Origin of the sequence: Shinella sp. H4-D48 (assembly GCF_022637395.1) — a bacterium.
Classification (GTDB): Bacteria; Pseudomonadota; Alphaproteobacteria; order Rhizobiales; family Rhizobiaceae; genus Shinella; species Shinella sedimenti.
This window is the reverse complement of the sequence record NZ_CP093337.1, coordinates 2,968,660-2,993,115: the sequence shown is the minus strand read 5'-3', so window position 1 is coordinate 2,993,115 and position 24,456 is coordinate 2,968,660. Positions and strand designations below refer to the sequence as shown.

Annotated in this window: 19 protein-coding genes; 11 read left to right on the top strand and 8 right to left on the bottom strand. The window is 55.6% G+C overall.

Annotated elements, in window-relative coordinates; genetic code table 11:
* Positions 1-14 precede the first annotated feature (14 nt).
* Positions 15-1,412 (bottom strand): hypothetical protein, encoded by a 1,398-nt coding sequence (locus MNR02_RS14695; RefSeq protein WP_241947296.1) that lies wholly within the window; start codon positions 1,410-1,412, stop codon positions 15-17.
* 94 nt (positions 1,413-1,506) lie between these two features.
* Here MNR02_RS14695 and MNR02_RS14690 point away from each other — a divergent pair, with 94 nt between their 5' ends.
* Positions 1,507-1,782: a DUF6626 family protein gene (locus MNR02_RS14690; protein ID WP_241947295.1), complete on the top strand. Its 276-nt coding sequence runs from the start codon at positions 1,507-1,509 to the stop codon at positions 1,780-1,782.
* Between the two features lie 66 nt (positions 1,783-1,848).
* Complete coding sequence (locus MNR02_RS14685; protein WP_371746678.1) at positions 1,849-2,871, top strand: ABC transporter substrate-binding protein; 1,023 nt, start codon at positions 1,849-1,851, stop codon at positions 2,869-2,871.
* Positions 2,872-3,091: 220 nt separating this feature from the next.
* On the opposite strand, the gene dmeF is transcribed toward MNR02_RS14685, so the two are convergent.
* The gene (gene dmeF, locus MNR02_RS14680; protein WP_241947294.1) at positions 3,092-4,078 is read right to left on the bottom strand and encodes a CDF family Co(II)/Ni(II) efflux transporter DmeF; all 987 of its coding nucleotides are present in this window, start codon (positions 4,076-4,078) and stop codon (positions 3,092-3,094) included.
* A 19-nt stretch (positions 4,079-4,097) separates the two neighbouring features.
* Complete coding sequence (locus MNR02_RS14675; protein ID WP_241947293.1) at positions 4,098-4,376, bottom strand: metal/formaldehyde-sensitive transcriptional repressor; 279 nt, start codon at positions 4,374-4,376, stop codon at positions 4,098-4,100.
* A 79-nt stretch (positions 4,377-4,455) separates the two neighbouring features.
* Here MNR02_RS14675 and MNR02_RS14670 point away from each other — a divergent pair, with 79 nt between their 5' ends.
* Positions 4,456-4,647, top strand: a complete 192-nt coding sequence (locus tag MNR02_RS14670) for a DUF1289 domain-containing protein (protein WP_241947292.1) — start codon at positions 4,456-4,458, stop codon at positions 4,645-4,647.
* Between the two features lie 187 nt (positions 4,648-4,834).
* Here the strand turns inward: MNR02_RS14670 and MNR02_RS14665 are convergent, their stop codons facing one another.
* A complete protein-coding gene (locus tag MNR02_RS14665) occupies positions 4,835-5,236 on the bottom strand; it encodes an OsmC family protein (RefSeq protein WP_241947291.1) in 402 nt (133 codons plus the stop codon).
* Positions 5,237-5,408: 172 nt separating this feature from the next.
* Here MNR02_RS14665 and MNR02_RS14660 point away from each other — a divergent pair, with 172 nt between their 5' ends.
* On the top strand, positions 5,409-6,164 hold the full coding sequence (locus MNR02_RS14660; protein ID WP_241947290.1) for an SDR family oxidoreductase: 756 nt from the start codon (positions 5,409-5,411) through the stop codon (positions 6,162-6,164).
* A gap of 229 nt (positions 6,165-6,393) precedes the next feature.
* Here the strand turns inward: MNR02_RS14660 and MNR02_RS14655 are convergent, their stop codons facing one another.
* Complete coding sequence (locus tag MNR02_RS14655; protein ID WP_241947289.1) at positions 6,394-7,722, bottom strand: hypothetical protein; 1,329 nt, start codon at positions 7,720-7,722, stop codon at positions 6,394-6,396.
* Between the two features lie 132 nt (positions 7,723-7,854).
* On the opposite strand from MNR02_RS14655, the gene MNR02_RS14650 reads away from it, so the two are divergent.
* Positions 7,855-10,407: a hypothetical protein gene (locus MNR02_RS14650; protein ID WP_241947288.1), complete on the top strand. Its 2,553-nt coding sequence runs from the start codon at positions 7,855-7,857 to the stop codon at positions 10,405-10,407.
* 41 nt (positions 10,408-10,448) lie between these two features.
* Here MNR02_RS14650 and MNR02_RS14645 read toward each other — a convergent pair whose 3' ends face one another.
* Complete coding sequence (locus tag MNR02_RS14645) at positions 10,449-11,018, bottom strand: site-specific integrase (RefSeq protein WP_241947287.1); 570 nt, start codon at positions 11,016-11,018, stop codon at positions 10,449-10,451.
* Between the two features lie 244 nt (positions 11,019-11,262).
* On the opposite strand from MNR02_RS14645, the gene MNR02_RS14640 reads away from it, so the two are divergent.
* On the top strand, positions 11,263-15,255 hold the full coding sequence (locus MNR02_RS14640; protein ID WP_241947286.1) for an AAA family ATPase: 3,993 nt from the start codon (positions 11,263-11,265) through the stop codon (positions 15,253-15,255).
* A 147-nt stretch (positions 15,256-15,402) separates the two neighbouring features.
* Here MNR02_RS14640 and MNR02_RS14635 read toward each other — a convergent pair whose 3' ends face one another.
* A complete protein-coding gene (locus MNR02_RS14635; RefSeq protein WP_371746677.1) occupies positions 15,403-16,245 on the bottom strand; it encodes an ABC transporter permease in 843 nt (280 codons plus the stop codon).
* A 462-nt stretch (positions 16,246-16,707) separates the two neighbouring features.
* Here MNR02_RS14635 and MNR02_RS14630 point away from each other — a divergent pair, with 462 nt between their 5' ends.
* From MNR02_RS14630 to MNR02_RS14615, 4 genes are all read left to right on the top strand, one after another.
* Positions 16,708-19,464 (top strand): hypothetical protein, encoded by a 2,757-nt coding sequence (locus MNR02_RS14630; protein WP_241947284.1) that lies wholly within the window; start codon positions 16,708-16,710, stop codon positions 19,462-19,464.
* A gap of 7 nt (positions 19,465-19,471) precedes the next feature.
* Positions 19,472-19,918 (top strand): hypothetical protein, encoded by a 447-nt coding sequence (locus tag MNR02_RS14625; protein ID WP_241947283.1) that lies wholly within the window; start codon positions 19,472-19,474, stop codon positions 19,916-19,918.
* A complete protein-coding gene (locus tag MNR02_RS14620; protein ID WP_241947282.1) occupies positions 19,915-21,216 on the top strand; it encodes a hypothetical protein in 1,302 nt (433 codons plus the stop codon). Before MNR02_RS14625 ends, MNR02_RS14620 begins: the two co-directional genes overlap by 4 nt.
* 502 nt (positions 21,217-21,718) lie before the next feature.
* A complete protein-coding gene (locus tag MNR02_RS14615; protein WP_241600256.1) occupies positions 21,719-22,663 on the top strand; it encodes an AEC family transporter in 945 nt (314 codons plus the stop codon).
* Positions 22,664-22,738: 75 nt separating this feature from the next.
* Here MNR02_RS14615 and MNR02_RS14610 read toward each other — a convergent pair whose 3' ends face one another.
* Positions 22,739-23,542, bottom strand: coding sequence for a cytochrome c family protein (locus MNR02_RS14610; RefSeq protein ID WP_241947281.1), 804 nt, complete (start codon positions 23,540-23,542; stop codon positions 22,739-22,741).
* 152 nt (positions 23,543-23,694) lie between these two features.
* On the opposite strand from MNR02_RS14610, the gene MNR02_RS14605 reads away from it, so the two are divergent.
* The gene (locus MNR02_RS14605) at positions 23,695-24,450 is read left to right on the top strand and encodes a 3-deoxy-manno-octulosonate cytidylyltransferase (protein ID WP_241947280.1); all 756 of its coding nucleotides are present in this window, start codon (positions 23,695-23,697) and stop codon (positions 24,448-24,450) included.
* Positions 24,451-24,456 lie beyond the last annotated feature (6 nt).

The window sequence follows — 24,456 nt, the reverse complement described above, 5'->3', positions numbered from 1 at the left end:
GCGGGCGAACTTTTTCAACGTGTCGTACCGTTCCCCTGATCGCCACTCGCTTGCTTCGTGGCCCGACCGCCGTGTAGGCGCTCGGCGAGGCCGACAACGTTTCCCGCGTATCTGGATGTCTTCGTTGCTGTATCTGCCGTATGCAGCACGCTGTTGGAGCTCTCTTGGAATGAAAGAGCGCACTTCGAGGCCAGATCATCCGTCCAGTTAGTATCTTGTAAAGGGTTCTTATACCTTACAGCCACTGCACCATCAGACCAGTCAATGATCCCTTCATCTTCAAAATAACTCGCATGAAATGAATAATCCTTCAAAGAACACTCATTGCTCTCGTTCAACGTGAAATGATCATCACGGTTCTCGTTCGCATTCAGAAGCGAAATCGTACCCTCGATATCATCGCGAGCCGTATCAAGAGAGGTGTTCAGATTTTGAGTAGGGATCAACGTGTTTGCCGCTGCAATGTCGCTCGCTGACTTCCTGGCGGTCTTTCCCTTCGGACCGAGTGAGAAACGCAGTGACTGGAACCCAGCATGCTTTTGGCAAAGCCATTCCGCATAAGCCTTGATGTCCGCATCTGGCCACCACTTTCGGGCTGACAGGTCATATTCGTACTCAGTGGCATCACCGACCGGACCGCTATCTTTGTAGTCGTCCTCAATGCGAAACTTCAGCGCGTATTGGATGAGCTTTTTCAGGTTGAGGCCGACGCGGCGCTTATCTGCAAGCGGCTTGATTAAGACCTGATAGGATGCTCCGTATCCGCTTTTGCGCAGGGCGTCGTTCACCTCATCTATTGTGAGCTGCTCCAATCGGATGATCGCGTGAAAATGCGGACGCCAGATCGTAGTGTCATTATAATAGACGAGCGGCACCCCGAGGTCTTCGACGGCTATGCGCGTGTTACGGCCGAATTGCTCGATATCGCCGTAGACCATACGATCCATCTCCCACCAGCCGACGAGTTCGAAGTTGTCCCATCGGCTGTCTTTCCGTCGCTGCTTCGCAACAATGTTACGCAGGCGCGTCTTGGTGGTCTCGTGGATTTCATCGACCTCACTCAGGTTGGTTGCCAGCGGTAAAAGGATTGTCGCGAACGCCAACTGATGATTGCCGACGCATGCAAATCGTTCCCGCGTGGCCTGCTTGATCTGCTTTGAACGCTCCAGCGAAAAACACCTCGGACATAGCGGCACACCGCAATGACGCATATAGTCGGCATCTGGATCCTCGATCTTGCCGCAGCCCGTCATTTTCACCTTCAGCGGATGACCGTCGCCAAGCGCCGTCATGACAACTGCCCGCTGCTGCTCGTACCCTTCAGTCAGCCAGCGGAAACGCTTCTTGTCCTTCCGGCTAATAAGCCCTGCATCCCAAATCGCGTTCCTTAGCTTCCACATCGCACTCGTCATTAAAATCTCCTTCTGAAAATGCCTGCTATTTATCCAGCAATTTTAACACCTCAGTCCCTGGAGAATAAATATTTAAAACAAGGAGATAGTGGCGATGAAGGTGAGGGAAATCTATGAAATCATGGCGGCGGCAGGCCTTGCGAGTTCGCAGATGGAGTTCTCCAGCATCTGGCTGGGCCGCAGCCCGCGCTATTACTCGCACCTGATCGCCACCCAGCAGGAGCCGGGTCTCGCCACGCTTTGCGGGATTGCATGGCGACTGGATCGGATGCCTCTGAGCGGGAAACCTGTCCTGCTAGAACTCAAGCAACAGCTTGTCGACGAAATCAACCGGCGGGCGATCACAGACATTCGTCGGCATCGATCTTAACGTTTGGCCAAGGGGCAGAGAATACAATCTGTGCGTTTATCGCATCCGCATATCAGGAAATCCCCAATGAACATGCATATCTCCCGCAACAAGCCTGCCATCGCTGGCCTGCTGGCATTCGTTGCGACCTCTCTAGCATCCCCCGCCTATTCGCTAGACAAAGTTCGCTTCGGCACGGATTGGCTCGCTGAAGCCGATCACGGAGGTTTCTATCAGGCTCTCGCCGATGGCACGTATGCCCGCTATGGCCTCGATGTCGAAATCGTCCAAGGTGGCCCGAACGCGAAGAACCGTGCCCTTTTGCTCGCTGGCAAGCTCGACTTCTACCTTGGTACGCAGCAAGAGCAGCTTGTCGGCATCGAGCAGGGCATTCCGCTAGTTGATGTCGCTGCCTTCTACCAGAAGAATGCTCAGGTCATTTTGGCTCACCCGGATAGCGGCATCCGAGAATTCGGAGACCTCGCCACGCTCGAAACGATCTTCATGACGCAGGGCGGTTTCGGCGCGTATTTTGAGTGGATGAAAGCCAATTACGGTGGTTTTCGCGACGAACAGTACCGACCCTACAATTTCAGCCCCGCGCCTTTCCTTGAAAACAAGCAGTCTGCCCAGCAAGGCTTGATCACGGCCGAGCCTTTCCAGATCAAGGAGCAGACCGGCGTGGAACCCACGATTTTCCTGCTCGCTGATGCCGGCTATAAGCCCTATGCGACCACGATCACGGTTCAGCAAAACCTCATCGACACAAATCCTGACCTTGTGCAGCGGTTTGTCGATGCGTCGATTGAGGGCTGGTACAACTATCTGTACCGAGACAACTCGGCCGCCAACGCGCTGATCAAGGCAACGAACCCCGATATGACGGACGGCCAGATCGAGTACGCCATCGACAAGATCAACAAATACGGGATCGTGGACAGCGGTGATGCGCTGGATAAGGGCATCGGTTGCCTGACCGCCGAGCGTTACAAGTGGCTTGCCGACGAGTTGGTCAAAGTGGGGCTGCTAAAGCGGGAAACGGACTACACCAAGGCCTACGATGCTCGCTTTTCCTGCAAGGGCGTTGGGTTGTCATTGAAAAGGTCGTAGCGGCCCTGAAGTCGTCACAAAAATAGGTCGCAAATCTCTGACTTTTGCGACCGAAATGGGTTGGATTGCAGCCTGTCCGCTTTCGAGCAGCGAGACGCGAAAGCGGACAGTTGGTGGCGATACGGGACCTTTCGGCAATTGCCGTAGGAGGCTCACTGGTCGCGCCTTAGCGGGCAGAAGTAGTGCGATCTGCCTGCCGCGAGCATTTCACCACGACGCCTCAAGCGGCCCGGGCATGCGCTTCCACCGTCAGGTGAGAGAGATCATGAATATGGGCGAGCTTGGCGTGGTAGACTTCCGGAGCTTGAACGTCGCCGACCTCAATCGTCACGATTGCACCGAAATGGCCGGGGCCAAGTCGCCAGATGTGGAGATCGATGACCTTGTCGCCGCCGACCTCGACGGCTTCCCGGATTTCCTCCGGCAGATCTTCTCCAGCGGGAATGTAGTCGAGAAGGTTGCCGCCAGCTTCCTTGATAAGCCCCCACGACCAACGTGCGATGACGAGGCCGCCGGCGACGCCCATGGCAGGATCCAGCCATAGCCAGCCGTAGATGCTGCCCAGCAAGAGCGCCACAATCGCCAACACCGAGGTCAGCGCGTCAGCGAGAACATGCAGATAGGCCGCGCGTAGGTTGAGATCCTGAGTGCCGCTGACCTTGCTCTCGGCGGCATCCCCTTGGTGGTCATGGCCATGATGGTCGTGATGATCGTGCCCGTGTCCATGACCATGACCATGACCATGATGGCTGTGATCATCGCGCAGCAACCACGCACAGACCAAGTTTACGGCAAGCCCGATGACTGCGACGATAATGGCTTGCTGGAAGTTGATCGCAACGGGGTTTTGGAACCGCAAAAGGCTCTCATAGCCGATGAGTAGCGCGATAAGCGCGAGCACGATGGCACTGGCAAATCCGGCCAGATCACCGAGTTTACCGGTGCCGAAGCTGAACCTGCGGTTGTGGGCGTTCTTGCGGGCATACATATAGGACAGCGCCGCGATTAGCATGGCGCCAGCATGGGTGGACATGTGCCAGCCATCGGCGACAAGTGCCATAGACCCGTACACAGTGCCAGCGACGATTTCTGCCACCATCATCGTGGCGGTCAAGCCGATGACCAGCCAGGTGCGACGCTCGTTTCGATCGTGATCGTTGCCCAGGAACACGTGGTCGTGTGGCGCCGGGAAAGTCTGCATAGACATTGAAGTGTGCCTTCGTGGACTACTTGAAATAGGTCCGAACGACCTCGATCAGGTCGGCGGCGCCTTTGGCGCGGTCTTCGTCGGCCTCGTGGTTGGGGTCCACAACGTGGTGGACGATATGATCCTCAATCAGCTCGACAGTTAGCCCGTTGATGGCTCCTCGAACCGACGCGACCAGCTGCAGGACCTCGGCGCAGCCCGCCTCGGCTTCAAGCGACCGCTCGATCGCCTCCATTTGTCCTTTGAGCCTGCGAACCCGCGCCAGCAGCTTGGCCTTCTCTTTGATCGTATGTGACATAACGCTCTCCCCGTGATAATATAGGGGGGTACCCTATTTTAGTCTACAGAAATTTTGATCGGTGTTCTGGAGGCGTGTCGTGAGGAAAGATGATCCCTGTATTCGTATCTGCGAATTCCATCGCCAGACCGGTTGGTGCAAGGGCTGCGGCGTGTCCGTTGCTGAAATCAGGGGCTGGAAAAAGCAGACGCCCTACCGCCGCAAGGAGCTCCTGCGCGACTTGGGCCGACGAGTAGCACAACTGAAAATCACGGCACGGAAGACGGGTTGAGCGGGTTGGCGCCGATGTAGCGGCTCAAAAAGGCTAGCTTGATCGGGCTGATGAACGTACCAGCATGGAAGAATGTCCGCTTTCGAGGATCAGGTGCCAGAACCTGGATTTCCGCAATGGGGTCGGTTCCAGAACGGCACGTTGATTACGGAAAGCGTTTATGAGCAACGGCTTTGGCAATCGGGTATTATCCTTGCAGCCTGACCGCTATGCCCCGGTTCAGTGAATTCATGGCCATCGATATCGCACTGGTCCGCCTGATCAAGTCGGTGCCATCGGCGCCATCGGCCATCTCCACCGACACGCGAATGACAGCGTCGGTCGCAATAATAGGGTCGCCCTGCAAAGTTAGATCCACGGTGATGCTAATGTCCTGGATCTTGACGCCTTCCTGGTCGGCGACATAGCGCAGGTCATTAGCAAAGCACCCACCGATGGTCAGGCCCAGCAATTGGGCTCCATTGAAACCAAGTCCAAGGCCACCCGCTCGCCCAACAGGACGGTCAACGACGAGTGTATGCCCACCTGCCCATCCCAGGGCGGCTTCCGTGCCTGTGACGTTTCTGATCTCGATAGTGGCAGTCTGCATGACCTGCTCCTGTGGTATTGGCTGGAAGATCGTTGACCACTTCATAAAATGCCGCAATACGGGGCGGGCAGGCTTGAAAATAGGAAGCCCGCAGGTTGTTGATGGCGAAATGCGTTCAAGTTATTGCAGAAGCTAGAAATCGCGGTGGAAGTAGGCCGACTGGAGCAAGTTAGTGAGTGAATTGGGCGGAGCGCAAGTTTTGATTACCGGCGCGGGCCGGGGCTTGGGAGCGGCATTGGCGTTCGAGTTGGCGCAGCAAGGTTGCTTGCCAATTCTCGCGGGTCGAAACTTGGGCGCTCTCCGAACCATCGCATCGGAGATTGGGGCGATCCACGGAATGAATGTGCCGATCGTACAAATTGACTTGGCAAACCCGAAATCCGTGTCCTCCGCCATTGAGGTTTTGCGTGCTGACGGCCGGCCAATCGACGTCCTCGTAAACAACGGGGCCATGTGGCTGGAGGCTTCGGATGAGGATCATTCCGATGAAGAGGTGGCATCCGTCATCAATGCGGCGGTCACCGGAACTTTCTTGCTTACACAGGGCCTGCTTCCAATCCTGCGGCGATCAGCTCGACCTGATATTGTGACGATTGGTTCGATCAGCGGCCTCCCCAACGCCGCATTACAATCCGCTTCGATACCCTTTTATGCTGCCAAGCGCGCGCAGGCAGCGCTTGCTGAAGGTCTCTCACAGGTGCTGACCGGCACGCCTATTCGATCAATGGTGGTCCATCCGCCTTATCTCGACGACCTAACCCACGGAACGCCTGAATGGGAAGCGGCATCCGAACGGCAGAAGGGTGAACGGGCCACGATCCGCGACGTCGTCGATGCCGTTATTTTTGCCCTGACACGCCCAAGACACGTGGCTCTTTCGATCATCGTTGATGCCGACAATGGTGGCGTACATCACGCCACAACTTGAGCTAACGCTGCGTGACGAGAGGTGATTCCAATAGCTCTTGATGTCCGCTTTCGGGCAGTCCGGACAATGGGCCAAATGTCTTAAATGGGGTCGGAAGCCGCCACTCCCTTGGTACAAAGCTCCCCAGTTTTTATCCGATTTTGCGTCTGACATTTACGACGTTGCAGAATAGGGATTTTTGCAACGACGGCAATGACTGCTATCGAAGGGGAGATTGCCCCCATCCTGCTCAGTTCCTCGCCTCGGCAAATACGTCCAATAGGGCGCTACATTCTTGCAGTAAGTCTCTCGAGGCAACCGCTCCTTTCAAGACGCGCGCTTCGAAAATCTTTTCGATAGCGATCTTCGCAGCACGTACATGGACTGGCACGTCATCATCGAGCGCGTTTTCATCGAAGCTACGATTGAGAGCTTCAAAGGCTTTTTTGAACACTTCGACATTGTTGTTCATCAAAATCCAAACGCCGTCCGTGGTGACGCGCAGCCGATTATCCCGCATCTCGCAAATTTCAGCGACGGTTACTTTTGAGCCGATAGCAGTTGCAACGGGGAGCGGAGTGAAGCGCATCGCGAGCGTTCCGTCGCGTGCTATCGTGACCTCTTTCGCAAGGTCGCGACCCATTTTGTTGAGTGTGCGGGTGTCGCCAGTGCTCGAATGTTCCGCGAATGGCACGGATATGAGCGCGCAGCCGTGTTTGTCGAACCGAAACGATGTGTACATGTTGAAGTTCGCCGCCGAGAGAAACGGGCTTGACGTGTCGAAGGAGATGCCGATTTCTGGATTGTATCGACGCACGCAACGAAGAAGCGTGGTGAAGAGATAGGCTGGCTCCAGTGTCGAGATGCCGAGGAAATGTATCCATTTGGCCTTCTGCAACAATCCGTCGTCGTACATGTCGAGCAAGCGAGCCATGGTCAGGGAAAATGCGCTCTGATGTGTGCCGGCAAAAGCCCATCCCTCCAGCGGATAGCCCTTCACGGCGTCGTACCAGACTTTGCTTTCACGCTCGGTACGCCCTTGCAGGACATTGAGCAGGTTGGTCTTCCCCGGTCGGCGGTTCTGGACGAAGTAGTCGAGATTGAGCAGCGATTGCGAGAGACAGGCATTGTAATCCGGTGACAGGCCATTGGTTGCGCTCATCGCCGTGATTTTCCCCTGCGTGTCGAGGCGAGCGGTGTGCATCGCGACATTGCCCGGAGATATCCCTCCGGTCGGAAAATCCAGAGACATGGAATAGTCGGCGTGGTCTTCCATCCAGCGCAACATGCGTTCGCATGTGGCATCGCCTTCAAACTTGATCGTGCCTTGCTGTATCTGGAAACCGCCGCTGTCACCGATCACCGTCGTTCGGTTGCGGTCTCTTTGGCTTACGATGCTGATCTGTTGAGCCGCGCCATCGGTGCGCGCTGCCTGGCCCGCGCTGTAGAGGGCGTAAGGGTAGTGGAAAAGCGTGCTCGCCGGGTCGAGGAAATTCAGATCTTTTTCTGCAAATGAGAAGTTGCGTTTGAGGTGTTGCGAGTGGCCGATTTTCGCAAAGTTCGAGCTGATGGCGGGCATATAAACTGCATACGGGGATCTCTTGGAAAGCATTGAATAACCTTAAATTTCCTGCTCGCTCATGAGGCTGTGATTTCTTAACGACTGCACCGTTTGATTGTGCCGGACTTAAATCACTGCGAGCATCAATCAATGGGCAAAGCCGTTAAGAAAGAACCAATCGTTTCCACGCTTGAGCAGTATCAAAGCCAGTTTCGATCCGCCGTTCAGGCTGCCACGGCTTTTGAGAAGCATGAGAGCCAAGGCCAAAAGCTGCTGTACATTGCCTTGGAGCGGATTTTCGCCTTTGGCGAAGAAATTCGCGGCGACATGAAGGCGTTTGAGGAATTTCTCGCTGCGAGCGGAGAGAGCCTTAACAAAGTCACGAAGGCCAACCCGTACAATGCTCTGGTGGGAATGGCCTTCTCGTCTACCCGCAGCAAAAGTTGGTGCAGTGAGCGTGCCAATGTGTTGCTCTACGCTTCGGAAACTGCTGGCGACACGCCGCTTGTCGATTGGCTTGAAAATGGTGGTGGTGTCTCAGGGCGATATGCGGAAGCTGTGCAGCATTTTGCACGGCCGGCGGCGGGCAAGGCAGCAAGCTTGCGGTCTTCACGGCTTGCATCGATCACCAGCCGATTGCAGCAGGCGCGTGTTGTCACAGAGGCGCTGCCGGGTGTCACGCTCGCGAACGGCTTTCACCGTTCCTTGCTGTTTTCTGAAGGCGGTCAGACCTTCCTTGTACATGTTCGCGATGAAGACGACCAGAAGATCATCGAGAAATATCTGCTGGAAGTCGCCGGCAATGCGACGCCAAATAATCATCCGCTGGCCGACCGCCAGCTCTACCCGCTGTTCCGTGCTATCGACCTGATCTTGGGAACCTGCATTCCTTCCCACAAAGGGACCGGATTGATTGCGATCTGGAATGAGGTCGAAGACAATGGAGCCTTGACGAAGCTGCGTTTCCTGTCGAGTGCTCACAGTTTCACAAATGCGACGGTCACTCTCAAGGCAGCTCTGCCGGAGTTGGATGGGCAAGGATATCTGATCCTCGATTCGGAGGATGCGGAGATGTTCCGCGAGCGCTTCGCCGATGATCATTCGTGGCGTGTGGAAGCGGGTGACGAAGGTATCGTCATTGTCGATGACGCAAAATCGCAGACGAGGCTAAAGCTTCGCCCTATCGCCAACTACGCGGATGCTAAGCTTCGCCAGGGCAAAAAGCTCGGCCGTCGAACCCGGCATTTCGTCGCGACGTGTGAGGGTATGAAGGCGTCGGCTAAAAATCTGGAAACGGCGGCGAACCTTTCCAAATTGCGTAACAAGGATCGTCTGACTGACGTTGTGAAGCCCAAGCGCTTCAAGTGGCTATATCCGTCCCAGCCGGAGGACCTGTTGGAAGAGCCTCCCAGGAAGGTGACGTTGGAGGTTGGCGTGGCAGATGTCGCTGCCTACTCCATGCTCAGCTATCCGTTCCTTAGCCGTGCCGAGATGGTTGAGCCCATCGATCCTCAGATGGAGCTTTCGTTTGTCGATATCGCTGCTTTCTTGAAAGTCGCATCGGCATATGCGGAAGACCTGAACGGCTATATCGCTGACAGCGACGTACGGGATGCCGCTTTCTGTATCGATCATATCTTTGGTGATGGTGATCGGTTCGAATACGTTTCGCCCATGGTGCTCGGTGTTTCCATGGCCCGCACGAAGGTTTGTGAGGATTTCACCGCTGCGCCTGTCATGCCGCAGGCTCCTGCCACGTCACGTCCCCGCGACTATTCGCTGATCGAGGCGAACCGCAGAAAGAAGACGAACTTCCCGGCTATCCCGTCTTCGAGTGGCCGGGTCTTTGGTGCCTTCATCACCAGCTTTATGCCTGACGATGCCGAACTCAAAGCCGCCCGAAAGTTCAATTTCGAATGGCAACTGGAGTGGTGGCGGCGGATGACGGATATTCCCGTTCACGTCATCGCGTCGAACTGGGCCGACGAGGAGGTTGCGGCAAGCACGGAGCTTGATCGGCTTTCCGATCACGGCGGCAGCATCACCCGCGTTGGGCCCCGTATCTTGATCGAAAACCGGATCGACTGTCTTAACCAGCTATACGCGAGCGATTTCGATTGGGGCATCATCATGGACGACGATGCCGTGCTGATGCAGGCGGAAAACCACAACAGCAGCTATCGGCTTTTTGCGGAAATGGCTGCCAACGGCATATCTGCATACGATGGCGTTGATCTCTTCGCCCCGATCTACGGACGGAAGGCACCATTCAACGACGAGCTAAATGGCCCCGGCAACCCATATGCCGATAACCATGTATTCAAGAAGAGCACGGACCTCAAAGGCAGCATGATCGTCGTGCGGAATTTCGTAAAGGAAGGAAAGGCGCCTTTGCTGCCAGACCCGAACTTCCGGTGCCATGGCGAGGACACCTACCTTACGCTGAAGGCCGTTTCTATGGGCTACTCGCCCATGACATCATGGAACATGGTGCTGGAGGAGCTAGCCGGCGACAGTACCTTTGCCACCACCGATGACGACCGGACGGAAAAGATGCGTGAGGGGCATGAACGGCTGGTCTCGGAGTTCGGTCATCTCGGCTTGCGCATGAAGCCCAACTCACACGCCCTCGACAAGCGAGAGTTTGAAAAGCAGTCCCTAGGCGGAAAGGCGAAGCAGGTTTCGGTTCCCAAGCCGCGTTAAAAAGTTCGGGCGGCGAACTTTTGGTGTCTCGCGAGCGGCGGTCAAAGCAAATCGACCGCCGCTTTCATCATCTCATCGCGTACGTCGATATACCGCTGTGTCGTTGTCAGGTTACGATGGCCCGCCAGCGTCATAATCACCTTAGGGCTGACGCCGGAGTGCGCAAGCCGGGTGATGAACCAGCGTCGGCCGCTATGGGAGGTCGCCCCGTCGAGACCAGCGCTTCGGTAGAGCTGCCCCATCAACTGGCAGAGTGTGTTCGCGGAAAACGTCGTGCGCTTCTGTGTCAGCAGCAACGGCATATCGGCGTTACGGTCTTCGGACCATTCGTCCCGATGCTTTTCGATCTCGCGGCGCAGCTTGTCGTTCAGAAATACGACACGCGCATGCCCGCCCTTGGTGACTTCCGCGCTGAGCCGCAGTTGCTCGCGGACCTTGCCTTCACCGTCGATCACGTCGCGCACGGTCAGCGTGGCAATTTCTCCGACGCGCAATCCCGCGAGGTGCGACAGCATGAGCGCCAGCCTGTTGCGCCCGGCGTGCTTCATCTGCGCAACCACGGCCAGCAGCCGCTTGAATTCGTTATCCGTCAAAACCCGCGCTTGCTTCATCAGACCTCACCAAAGGTAGCGTTTCCATGCCTTTCGTTATGTTGCCGATGAGCGCACAGGGCGAGCGTCGATTGCGCGGCCGGAATTGCTCTGCGGGTTCAATGGCTAAGGGTGGTTTCGAGCCGAAACCTCAGAAAATGTGTGTTTTGTGAGGTCCGCTTTGCGCCGTCATTTCAGCCGCTCATACGCGATCGGCTATCTCCCAACAGCTGCCCTTGCAAAGGCAGCCTGAATACCCGCTTAGATGAAGGAACTTCCCTGCATGGCGATTGCGCCTTCTGGACATGATGCCGATGCTGCGCGAAGCTCGTATTTCTGGCGAGGGGGCGACGTGACAACTGAGAAGCAAAGCGCAGTAAGGGAAATACATCTTCTCACGACCGATGTTCTGCTGTCGGAGCTGGTGAACGGATGTGAGGTCTCCTTGGGCGGAGAGAAGCGACTTGGCATCGCTTCATCAGATGCCAGGGCGATGCTCAATTGGTACCGTCGAAACCCAAACAAATGGGCCGCGAACCTCAATGGCGACGATGTGGAGGCCCTCATCGATCTTGTTGGGTCGGAGCCGCCCAGCGTTGCCCCGGCTGCTGGAGGCAGCAATGCTCCGTCGGGAAGTAGATTGCGCCTTCTCAAACTGAGAGCCCATCGCTTCGCCGGCCTGCACCTCTACGGGAAAACCAGCGAACCGCCTGAGATCTTCGAGTTCGCGCCCGAAAAACCGATCACGCTATTCGAGGGTGCAAATGGTTCGGGGAAAACCTCCATAGCCAATGCAATCGTTTGGTGCCTGACGGGTCACCTGATCCGATCCCAGCGTGCCCCTGAGCAAGGACTAGTAGAATTTCCCTGCGAGGTCTCGCATTCGGATGGAAGGTCCACCAAACATTCGATGTCGGCTATCACGCCGCTTCCTCACGCGCACAGCGATTTGCCAGTCGATGGGGCCCCGATACCCGCCGACAGCTGGGTCGAACTGACCTTCTGCGACGCTCAGGGGAATCCACTACCTCCTGTTCTGCGGCGGCAGGAGAGAACGCCCAGGGGAAAGATCCTTGAAATTGCACCAGACTTCGCAGGTATCGACCTCGATCCAATAGCCTGGCGGATCGCCACGACGATGCCCGCACTGCTGCCTTTCCTTTCCGTTGGATCGACGTCGCAACTCGGTGAGGCAGTGGCTAGACTGACGGGGCTTGCCGATCTTGTCGATCTGGCCAGACACTCGGACAAGGTCTCGGATCGCATAGCCACAAGGACCGTGAAAGAGCAGAACTCGAAACTGGAGCAAGCCGCCCAGCAGTACCAGGAACAAGCCAGCGACCTGCAGGCCATTATCGATGCGCACTCCGACATGGCCATCGAAGGTGGGCTGCCAAACGTCGAAGCAGTAGACACGAGGGATAGGCTGGACGCGATATCCAACGGCTTCGTCGGCCTCAAGACGACCCGTCTGGCCGCTGCGCGCGAGGTGCTCGGCGAGACGTTTGATTCTGAGAACAAGCAAGCGCGCGACGGTCTCGAACGAAGCGTGCGGCCGGCGATCGAGCAGATAAAACAACTGTTCGGCTTGCCTGCCATAGCTCGCTTGCTCGCCCTGAAGCTCGATAAGGAGCAGACTGCGAAGGTGGTCGAGCTCATCGGCGCGGTTGAAGCCGAGGCGGCAACCTTGAACGAACTCGCGAGCAACCCGGATCTGGCGCGCCGCGCTCAGTTGTATGCGCGTGTGTCGGCATGGATGCACGACCACGACGAGGCCCATGGAAACAACTGCCCGATCTGCATCCGATCGCTTGAGGATGCAGCCGACCCCGTCACCGGTCGCGGGGTGATCGATCATTTGACGGAAGCAGCCAAGGACCGAGACACCGTTGCGAGGACCGTTGCTGATTGGTCGAGCCTTTGGCTCGGAAGACTTGTTCGCGAATTGCCGGAGAGCTTCGGCATCGAAGCTCGGCGAGACCTGCCATCGTCCCCGGTGAGTCTATTGCGCGAGGGCTTCCTGAAAGAACTGTTCGAAACCGAGTCGATGTCAGGGACGCTTGCTACACTCTCCTCCGATGCGGCAGAACTGTTCGACAAGCACGCAGCGACGCTCCCCGCATTCGACGAGCCAGCCGCCTTCAAGCTTCCAGAAAAGCTGTCCGCTGCCAAGGCGCTGGAGCAAATGATAGCACGGATCAACCGTGCACTCGCATTTGCCGAGTGGAGGGAGACGAACTCCGCTGGGCTTCGCAAGCTCTCGCAGATATTCCAGAAAGGCGAAGACGGATCTGAGGATGCTGACCGCGCGATTTCCAGACGCCTAGCAGCGCTTTTGGCGATTGTGGAGGGCGCAACCCCGCTGAACAGTGCGATCGATCTCGTCGGCCGAATGCTGCGCAGCAAGGGCGACCATGTCCAAACGAAAACTCGAATAGAAGCTTGCGGCAAGGCCAGAGAGGCCCTCACGGTCATCGTGCCGCTCGGCGGGCTCGCGCAGACCCAGGTGGATGCACTTAGAACCAAGCTTCACCGGCGTTCGGAGCATTGGCGGAAGGAAATGTTCCGCAACGCCACCGAGTTCGCTCCGGAGCTAACGAATACGGGAATGGACGCCAAGGGCATTCTGGAACTGAGGGTCGGGCGGCAGGGAGTGGAGGCGCCGGCCCAACACATCTCGAACGCCTCGGCTCTCCGAGGCGCCCTGCTTGGTTTCTTCCTCGCCTTCCGCGAGCACGTCCTGGCAACGCGTGGAGGCCTGGAACTGCTGGTCCTAGATGACCCCCAGGAGTTGCTCGACAACGACAATAGAGAGCGGCTGGCCCGAGGGTTGAGCAAGGTCGCCCGGACCGGAGCACAGCTATTGGTGACGACCCATGATCGCAAGTTCGCTCGATCGGTCGTTGGAGAGAACAGGGCCGACGATGTCGTCGCGCATGTTTCCGTTCATCCCGTCAACGCGGTGCGCCCGACGCTGAGCCTATCGCCTGCCATAGAGGAGGTCGACCGCAAGCGAGAGGAGTTTTTCAAGAATCCCGATGACGCCACCTGCGCCCAGGACTATGCCTCGGCATTGCGAGTGTTCCTCGAAGGGCGGCTAGGGGATCTCTTCGATGAGCTCACTCATCCAGCATACTCTGCCGGCACCAAGGCCCTTACGCTGTTCCCTCTAGTGGAAAAGCTCAAAGGGCTTGTCGCCTCGGGCGATGGAGAACTTTTCACGAATGCCACCGTGAAGCGTTTCGCAGACAATCCGGCGCTCGCCTCTGGCGCTGAAGCGCGCATGGTGCTCAATACTTCCCACCACGACAAGTCTTCTATCACCTATATGGACGTGAAGAACGTCGCGCCGCAGTTCACCCAATTGCGCAGCAGCATTGAAGATGTCCACCAGCAGTTCCGATACCATCGATGGCGCGAGCCGCTCGCTCTTGACGCGCCTCCTGACAATGTCGCCGCTCTAAAGCCGATGGCACAACCAAGCTTTGCCGTTCCTCTTTGCCCTGACATCGCTGCCTTCGTGGGAAAGCTGCCCGACGATGGTTCCCAGGACGTGGCGGAGGAACAACTGACGGGGGAGTGGTTCGATTCCAAGTCGCTGTATTTCGTTCGGGGAGAAACTCTCGGCTTCGCTATTCCTTCAGGTTCTGTCGCGATCGTGGAGTCGGAGCCCTATCCTGGGCGGGATCAGAATCTGGTCATCGCTCGTCCAAAAGGGCAGGTGCTGGCACGGCGCCTTATCCGCGCGACGGGATCGACCGGAATATCGCTCGCCGCCCAGATGCCGGATCCCAGGCAATCGCGAAAGAGCCTGATATTCGACGACAGCAAGGTAAAGCTGCACCGGATCGTCGGAGCTATTTTCAGTACCATGCCGCCTCCTAAAGGAGGTGATGAGGCAACCGAGATCAGAGACGTGCCAGAACTGGCGAGGATTGCGATCGCCTATCGGGTGAAGGAAGACAGCGCAGTACCGCTGGCCCTTCCAGGCCAGGTCGTACTGGGTGGCGATGAGCTACAGCCGTCGGACCTCGACGCGTGGGAAGGGCACTTGATTGCGGTGTCGCTTAGTACAGGCGCCAACGTCTTCAAACGCGTGGGTGCAAGACTATCGGGGCGACTCCGCCATCTTCGGCAGTTCGAGACGATCGGGGGGCTAGGATCATCGGTGCTCATCGCCACCGAACAGCTCGATCATACTCCGGATGTCCCGATAATGACTTCGGCCAGGAGGATCGTCGGCGTTCTCTACGATTGATGCTCGGGAGTGCCGCCGTGCATTGCCATTCATATTAAGGCGAAATATCCGCGTTTTGCACGATGCTCCGAGCGTCTGCTATCCATCATAACCCTTCTAGAAACCGCCAGTCCGTTACCGACCCCAAAGTGGTCATGTCTGCTTGGATCACACCTTCGGGGTGATTTCGCTTTCGTGCCAATGGCGAAGTGCAAGCCACGACAGAAACGAAGTTGCTGCGAAAATGACCGCTCCCAAGACGGCGAGTAGAATCAGTGTCGCGAAGACGCGCGGTGTGTTTAGCCGGCTTTGTGCTTCCAGCAGACGAAAAGCGAGTCCGGCATTGTCACCGGCCTGCCCGACGGAAAACTCCCCGACGACGGCCCCGACAAGGGCAAGACCGCCGCTGATTTTGAGACCAGAAAAGAAATGCGGCAATGCGGACGGAATTCTCAAATAGCGGATGGCTTGCCATCGGGACGCGCCGTAGGTGCGGAGCAAATCGGCATAGTGACGTTCGACGCTTTTCAGGCCTTGTAGCGTGTTCAGCATTATCGGGAAGAAGGCGACGACGAATGCGCAAATTAATTGTGCCGTTTGGGGTGTCGGCAAGTAGATCAGGATCAGCGGAGCGATTGCGACTATGGGCGTAACTTGCAGCGTTACCGTAACGGGATAGAAGAGCGCCTCGATCCAGCGGGCTTGCGCCAACAACAGGGCGATGCTGCCGCCCCCAATGACCGCACATAGCAAGGCAAGCAAGGTGGTTTTTGTCGTCACCCAGAGCGCCAGTCCCAAGGTGGGCAAGTCGGATATGATGGTTGCAATAACGACGTTAGGACCGGGAAGGATATATGGAGGCGCTTCCGACTGCCATACATATACGGCCCAAAAAGCGACCATTGCGCAAGCCCCCAGCAGTGGAACGGCGATGCGAAAGGCCAATTCCCTCGGGGATACCTTTGATCTGCCTGGTCTTGTCTTTGCGGCTCCCACGTTCGCCCCCTCCATGCGGCATTCGTGCTTCGCATACTGAGGGAAGGTTTCCCGTAACTTGTGGGAAGCGCAACTTTTGATATTTGTGAAAACTGAGCCGCCACTATGGGCGATCTCGCGCTCGAACGGCAGTAAATGTGCATTTTATTAGGTTCGATTTCTGACAGTCTGCCAAAAGGGCAGCTTGGCGCTACAAGAGGGTAGCCTATCAAATTGGAGGCAACGTCAACTGCGAGCTCTCTTTTTTTTGAGCTGGCAGCTATACTTTTCGATTCCTCTAAAAGGGGGCGTGCACGCCTAAATCTCCCAACAAACAACGCCTTTGGCCGGCAAGTGTCACATGCCAAGCAAGTTAGCCAGCTTGGGGGCGCCGGCATCATTGTTGATGTGGATACACGCATAAATTACTCTGGACAATCAAACACAAGTCTCCAATAACAAACGGGGTGCAACACATTATTTTTTGCGGAGCGTTACGTGGTTTCGTCTGAGCGTACGATGCTGGTGTCAATGGCGCGGCGTCTAAAGATGGCATCTAAACGGGACGTTAGATCGATAAAGCATCGGCAATATGCAGGCAGTTTTTGCGCAGAGTACCTTTCAGGACGGCAACGCGCAGGCAAGGGACGCAATATTCCAGCAAAAACGCTAATAAGGTTTGGAATAACCATCCAGCATTCTGACGGCGAAATTGCAGCCGCTCGCTTGATCTCGGATTTGGAGCACACGCCTGGGCGAACCGCAATTGTCGGCCTATGCTCGGGCTCGCACAACATCAGTCACGATGATTTCGCGTCGCTTCATCGTTTGGACAGATATGCGATCCGACCAGAAAAAAGCTTTCTACGTGATTTTCAGCCCTGCATACGTGATTCGATTTCCTCATACTTCCAACACGAGTTTGGTATTGGTTTTCCCATCAACCCACTCAAGCTAGACTATCTGCGTAATACGCGATCAAGATCGATAAAAGATCGCAAATTTAAGTCGTATTCCGCTCTTTGTGTTTATTACCAAAATGCGCACATCGATCTGTGGCATTTCTTTTTTTCTGATCTATTTCTATATATTAATAAATTATTGAATATTCGTAGCTCTTGGTCTTTAGAGGACCTCGAGGAGGCGTGCTCGATTTGTAGATATTGTGGTTTTGATGTATTTTTCGCACAGACAGTTCTTCTCAGAGCTCTTTCAGGCGACGAAATTGGGAGGGAGTTTTGCGAGGGCCATCTAAACGAAATGGTCCTCACAGCAGGCTTTCGTAATTTGACAATAGACGTCTACTGGTCGGCGTTGAATGGCGAGGTACTGAATTTTGAATCTCTAGACCACTCGATCAGCGACAACCCTTTAGAATGGATTTTAGATATTCTTCTATATCTATACTCGGCAGGAGATCCAGCAGATCTTTTAGCTCGCTTACCAGTAGCCTACGAGCATGACACTAGTGTGATATATTTTGTTGATTGGTCACGATTTCGCCAATGGATTGAACAATCGTCTAGGCTACTAGGTCCAAACCTCATTTTCTTATCTACGGTTTTAACCGACGAGCTGATACTCCAGCGATTCAAATTTCTATTCGAAGACTATTGGATAGGCGGTGCGACCGCCGATCTCGAGAGCTACGCCCTGTATTTTCGTAGCCAGAGCTACGCAAACACTCTGAGACGCGCGGAGCGCTCGAGATTTTCAGACTTCCTACTTTCCCTAGTTGCGCTGCCGAAGCAGGCGAGAAGACGCACGTTCACATATCTCTTTCGTCCTACTACGATCGAGCGTCTGGCATCGATTCTCACTCCGCCGATCACCCATCGATTAACGATCGAAGAGGAAAAGAAAGATGAGTACATTGCACTATCCGCGCAGATGGCGATTCTGAATTTTGCCCAGGCCCGCCGTATCGTCTCTTCCGATTTTATTGACCAAAAGCGAGAAGATATCAGGACCTTCATGCGTAATCTGCGTTACGCGGACTTCAAAAAGCGTGGAATGATCCGACTTAATCTTTATGATATCGAGAGAGATTTAGAGCGTTTCTTCAAAGCAGAAGGTGCGGACTACATAGGCCTTTTAAATCATTTCGGTGAAGTGAAGCCCGAAATGCGTGAAGCCTTTGCTGACTACGTGTCTGAGCAAGTCGCCTATAGAATATGCCACAAATCGAAGCAGGCCTTCGACTATATTCTTAGCAATTGGCTGCGTCACGGGTGGCTTTATCGCCCTATTGAGAATACAGTTTTAGAATTTACCTCAAAGAATCCTGGTTTCTTTAAAGATAATCGCATTTTTCTCGCGAACCTTGAGCAAACGGTCATCGCCTTCAATGCTGATGCGCTGACTATACGTCGCAATACCCTATTTTATCGAGAGCTGAAATCGAACATTCGGGAATGGCTTGGAGAGTTGAGCTCCACTCGCGTCGTAAGCAACTCTCTTCCACTGGAAGATTTGGCAAGACTCGCGATAGATGGGTTAACCAGAATGTTGGTAGATGCTCAGGATGCTTGGAAAACGCATGTCCGGACAGAAGTCTTAAGTGAGGCGGCACGCAACGTTTCAAGATCCGTCCAGCAATCGCAATCGATACAGTACCAGCAGTTGTTAACCGGGCTTGCGCGATGCGTCGATGAAACGCAGAAGTGGATTGCAGTGAACGCAAGGACCGGAGAAGGCGGAAAAGATTTCCTTTTTCGGGCCTTGACGAAGTTTGAAGTCGAAAACATCGCCGTGGGCGATGTTGGGCGTCTAGATATCAACTTCGAAGTGTACAGTGAGAATAAGTCAACTAGGATGCCCAAATATGATGTTAAGATACCTGGTCAATATCTAGATGTCATTGTGAGGTTGGTGGACAATACAGTCCAGAATGCTTTCCGCCGAAGCGGAATGGGTCAACGTACTTCCTTCAATTTTGTCCTGGTTGTTGGCCGAGAACAGCTGCGATTAGAGATCAAAAATAGATTTAAGACCGGTGTGTCAACCATGCGAGCGGGTCTGGAAAAGCTTCAAGCCTCCATTTCGAGGGCGGCAAGCTTAAGTGAGGAGGATCTCTCGCGCGCCAGCCGCGGCGAAGGGGGAAGCGGCGCGGCAAAAATCATATATGAATTTCGGCAGGCCTTCGAAAGCGGGTGGACAATTGCAGTGGATGAGAAATCGCTCGATAGTAAATGGTTCTCGGTCATAGCCACCCTGCCGATATCTCAAGCCTCGCTAATTGCTCCGAGAAGCTGACCGTCCTATGCTAGACCCCTTACTAATCGTAGAAGATAACGACTTTAAATATCAGCAGATCCTTACGGTATTAGATGCTGATACCCCACTATTGCGCGTGAAAACCTTCAAGGCAGCCCTTCCGCAGGTACGCACAGGTACATTCTCGGCCATAATTTTAGATATGACATTTCAAGTACTCGAAACTACTGGACAAACGGACTCGCTTGAGGCCTTGGCTGGCCTTCAACTTCTTCAGTATATGAAAAGAATAGGCAAGAGGACGCCTGTGATAGTGACAACGCAGCATACGACCTTCCACCAGCCGGGAACCGCGACGATCCAAGGTGTGGAAGCTCTAGATGACCTGCTTAAGGCGGGATTTAGCGGCTTTTATATCGGTTGCGTGTACATGGCGGAGGGCAACGGGTGGGAGAAAGAACTCGTGCAGCATATGCAGGGAATTAAGAAGTGATTTCACTACACGTTTTGATCGTCGAGGACGTTAAATCCAAATATGACATAGTGAGGCGTGGACTTTTAAAAAAGTTTAAAGCAGAAAGTATAAAAGATGTAAAAATAACGCGTGCTGAATCATATACAGACGCCATACTGAAATGTAATTCAAGCTACTTTGATGTTATCATTCTTGATCTAAAGATACCTTTTGTCGACAAAGGGATGCCGGAATTTTCGGCCTCTGTTCAGTTTCTCAAGTTTATCGAAGGGTCCCGCTACAAGCCGTTCAAAACAGTTGGACTGTCTTCGTTTTCAAAAGACGATTACGATGCGGAAGCTATATCTAAACTGAGGCTTGAGGTTTGGAAGTATGATCCTTTAGATTTTTCCTGGCTTGATCAGATATTGTTGACTTTTAAAACCGTTAGCGCTGGAAAAGATTCTCTTTTGCATTTTCAGCAGAACAATTATGAGCTTGACGTTCTTATTGTAACTGCTCGTTATGCCAATGAGTACGTTCCAGTTATGAAAGAAATACAGTGGATTTCTTCACCTGAAGTTGACGTTCGACTTGGTGAGAACCTTAAGAACCAGTTTGGGCAAATCCGACTGAAAAAAGGCACGACGGTCTCGGTAGGCATCGTTTGTATACAGACTATGGGATTGTCTGTATCTGCTGCGGTAGCAGGTTTTTTGATTTCGCTGCTGCGGCCAAGATACCTTTTCATGCTTGGAATGTGCTGCGGGCTTAAGGACGACAGGTGTCCTAGTAAATTACTCATTGGCGACGTTCTGGTTGCCACTGAGACGGCGTGCTGGGATGAAGGAAAATACAGCGAGGAAGTCAAACGTAGTGATCCGTTTTACGTGAAAGCTCGCCCACGGGTGCCAAGTGATAATCTTCGAAAGAGTCTCTCTGGTTTTTTGGAAACAAACGAAGAGAACCTACAAACTGCCTTGGCGGAGGTTTGCGGCCGATTCAAACTCAGTGAAATTGAGAAGAGTTGCGGCGAAGAGATCACAAAGGCGCCCAATGTACATGCAGGCCTTATGCTCTCTGGATCGAGTGTCGTAGACAGCGTTTCACAAGTCGCACTGGTCCGAGAGAGATTCTCATCCGCAATTGGTTTGGAAATGGAAGCGCACGCTATCTATAGCGCTGTAGACTCGACGGTAGGAATAGCCCCCAACGCGCTAGTAATCAAAGGCGTCGCCGATCATGGGCAGGGAAAAAAGAACAAGGCCGCTCAACCTTGGGCGGCCGCTCTTTCTTATGCAGTCGCTCTGGAAGTGCTTCGAGCTCAGACATGGTAATGGAGCGTGGTGACTGTTGCGAATACGCTTTCCTATCGACCAGATAAGGCCGATTGGACGCATTGATAGATTTTGTCCGCATATTCGCAAGTTCGATAATTAGAGGTTTCGTGCTGACCAACATTTTCGATGAGAATGTCACCGATATTATCCGTTCAACGGGCTCGCAACGCCCGGCTAACCCTCGCTAACCATGCGCGGCTAGATCGCCTTAAAATAATTAGCGCACGTCTAGCGCACCAAGAACAATTGCATATGAAAACAGTAATTTAACTGGTGCTTTAGCTAATTGAAAATCCGCGTGTCGGTGGTTCAAATCCGCCTCCGGGCACCACTCTAAAGCACTCATTCATATTCTCTTCAAAAAAGGCTTGAGTCTGATTGAAGCGCATTTGCGGTGTGTTTCGATCGCGGATGCGATTGGCCGCAGATGGAACGCTTTGGACACGATGTCCGTGTTTTGAAGGACACGCGCCGTGTTGTCACTTTCCGGGATGGTTTGATGTCCGATGTCGCCCTGAATGTGTTGCCGGTATTTGCGCTGATCCTGCTGGGGTGGATTTTTGTGCGGGTTGGGTATCTGCGGGAGGAGTTGGGGGAGGGGCTCGGGGAGTTCGTCTTTCGCGTTGCCGTGCCGGTCCTGCTGTTTCGAACCATCGCTGAAGCTGATTTTACGGGCGGGGCGCCGTGGCGAATCTGGGTTGCCTATTTTGGCGGTGTGGCGGTTACGTGGACGATCGCGCATCTCGTCGCGACGCTCGGCTTCAGGCGGGATCGGCGGATCGGCGTTCTCGCGGGCGTGTCGGCGGCCTTCGCCAATACGGTGTTCATCGGGCTGCCGCTGGTCTCGCGGGTGGTGGGTGAAGACGGGCTGGTGGCGATCTCCGTGCTGCTGTCAGTGCATCTGCCGACCATGATGATCGCCGGCACCGTTCTGATGGAGCGGGCGGAGCGCAAGGAAGGGGTACGGGAGCCGCAAAGTCTCTCCGTGCTGTTGCTCGGCATCGTCAGGAGCCTGGTGCGCAATCCGCTGGTGATCGGCCTTTTCGCCGGTGCGCTGTTCCACGCGGGCGGCGTACCGCTTGTGGGGCCGGTCAAGGTAATGGTGGACCAGGTCGCCGCCATGGCGGCGCCTGCCGCGCTCATGTCGATCGGCATGGCGCTCGTCAGGTACAAGGTCGGCGGCAACGCGCGCATTGCGCTTGCCATGACTGCCCTGAAGCTCCTGATGCTGCCCGGCTGCGTTTATGTCGCTTGCCGGCTGCTTGGCCTCCCACCGGAATGGACGGCGGCCATGGTGCTGACCGCTTCCGTGCCGACGGGCGTCAATGCCTGGCTGCTCGCCAATCATTTCGGTGTCGGCCATGCGCTCGCCTCCTCGACCATAACGATGACAACGGCGCTCGGCGTCTTCACGGTGTCGTTCTGGGCATGGCTGCTCGGCTGAGCATCACTGGCGGTGGGCGGGCAACAAAAAACCCGGCGCAAGGCCGGGTTTTCTAGGTCTCTCCCAGCGGCTGCTTTACTGGGCGGCCGGCTGTTCGGTCGTGGTGCCCTCGGTCGTGCCGCCTTCGGCAGGTGCCGCACCTTCGGTCGCTGCACCGTTGTTGCCTTCGGCCGGCGTGGTGGTGGCACCCTCGGTGGTCGTGGCCGCACCGTCCTGTGTTGCGGTTGCGCCGTCCTGCGTCGTGGCGGCTGCACCATCGGCCGGAGCCGCACCTTCGGTGGTCGCTGCACCATCCGTTGCGGCAGCACCGGCATCCGCGCCTTCGGCGGACGGCGTTGGCAGCGCAGCCGGATTGTCTGCGAGCGTGCGCAGATAGGCGATCAGGTTGGCGCGCTCGTCGTCCTTCTTCAGGCCGGCGAAGCCCATGGCGGTGCCCGGGACATGCTTCTTCGGTGCTTCGAGGAAGTAGTTCAGATGATCGTAATCCCACAGGACCTTGTGGTCTTCGGAAAAGGTGGTCATGCCTGCGGAATAGCTGAAGCCTTCATGCGAAGCGATCGGGCGGTTGACGATATCCCAGAGACCGGGTCCGACCTTGTTGGGGCCGCCCTTCTCCGAGGTGTGACAGCTCGCACACTTCTTGAAGACGGTCTCGCCGGCAGTGGCATCGGCGCTGGCCAGCAGGGTCGCGATCGGAACCGCCGCAGCGGCTTCACCGCCACCGGCTTCCGCACCGCCGGTTTCCTCGGCCACAATCGCGAAACCTTCCTTCTCGGGCGCGCCCGAATGGAAGATGCCTTCAGAAGCGATCGACACGGACATCAGTACGAATACGGTGCCGAGCAGGGCACCTACGCCCATGTTCACATAAGAGTTCATCCAAACGCTCCCCTAGCAACCGGCGGACGTGACACCGGCCAGTCTTGAAATCGCGCGGAACCTATGTCTTTTGCTGCTTCGTTGCAACAGTGATTGTAGCCCCCGCACTGAGACTTTTTGACACTTTTCCAGGGGGTTTTGAAGGGCCTGAGATGAATCCCGCCAATTTTGACAAGAGCCTCGTGCTCATTCCGGCGCGCATGGCCTCCACGCGGCTTCCGGGCAAGCCTTTGGCCGACATCGCCGGCCTGCCGATGATCGTCCAGGTGGCGCGGCGCGCGGCCGCTGCCGATGTCGGCCGCGTGGTGGTCGCGGTGGATCACCAGGACGTTTTCGACGCGGTCGTGGCGGCGGGTTTCGAGGCCGTCATGACGCGCGGCGACCACCAGTCCGGCTCCGATCGCATCCATGAAGCGCTGACGGTGTGCGATCCCGAGGGCCGTGCCGATATCGTCATCAATGTGCAGGGCGACCTGCCAACCATCGATCCCGACACGATCCGCGCCGCGATGCGCCCGCTGGAAAACGCATCCACCGACATCGCGACGCTGACAACGGAAATCCGTGACGAGCACGAGAAGACCAACCCGAATGTCGTGAAGGTCGTGGGATCGCCGATCGGCGAGAGCCGCCTGCGCGCGCTGTATTTCACCCGGGCGACGGCGCCGCACGGCACGGGCCCGCTCTTCCACCATATCGGCCTCTACGCCTACCGCCGCAAGGCGCTCGAAGCCTTCGTGGCGCTCAAGCCCTCGACACTGGAAAAGCGGGAGTCGCTGGAGCAACTGCGGGCGCTCGAAGCCGGCATGCGCATCGACGTGGAGATCGTTGACACCGTTCCGCTCGGTGTCGATACTCCAGCCGACCTCGAAAAGGCGCGCGCCATGCTCGCGGCCAACCCCATCTGATACGGA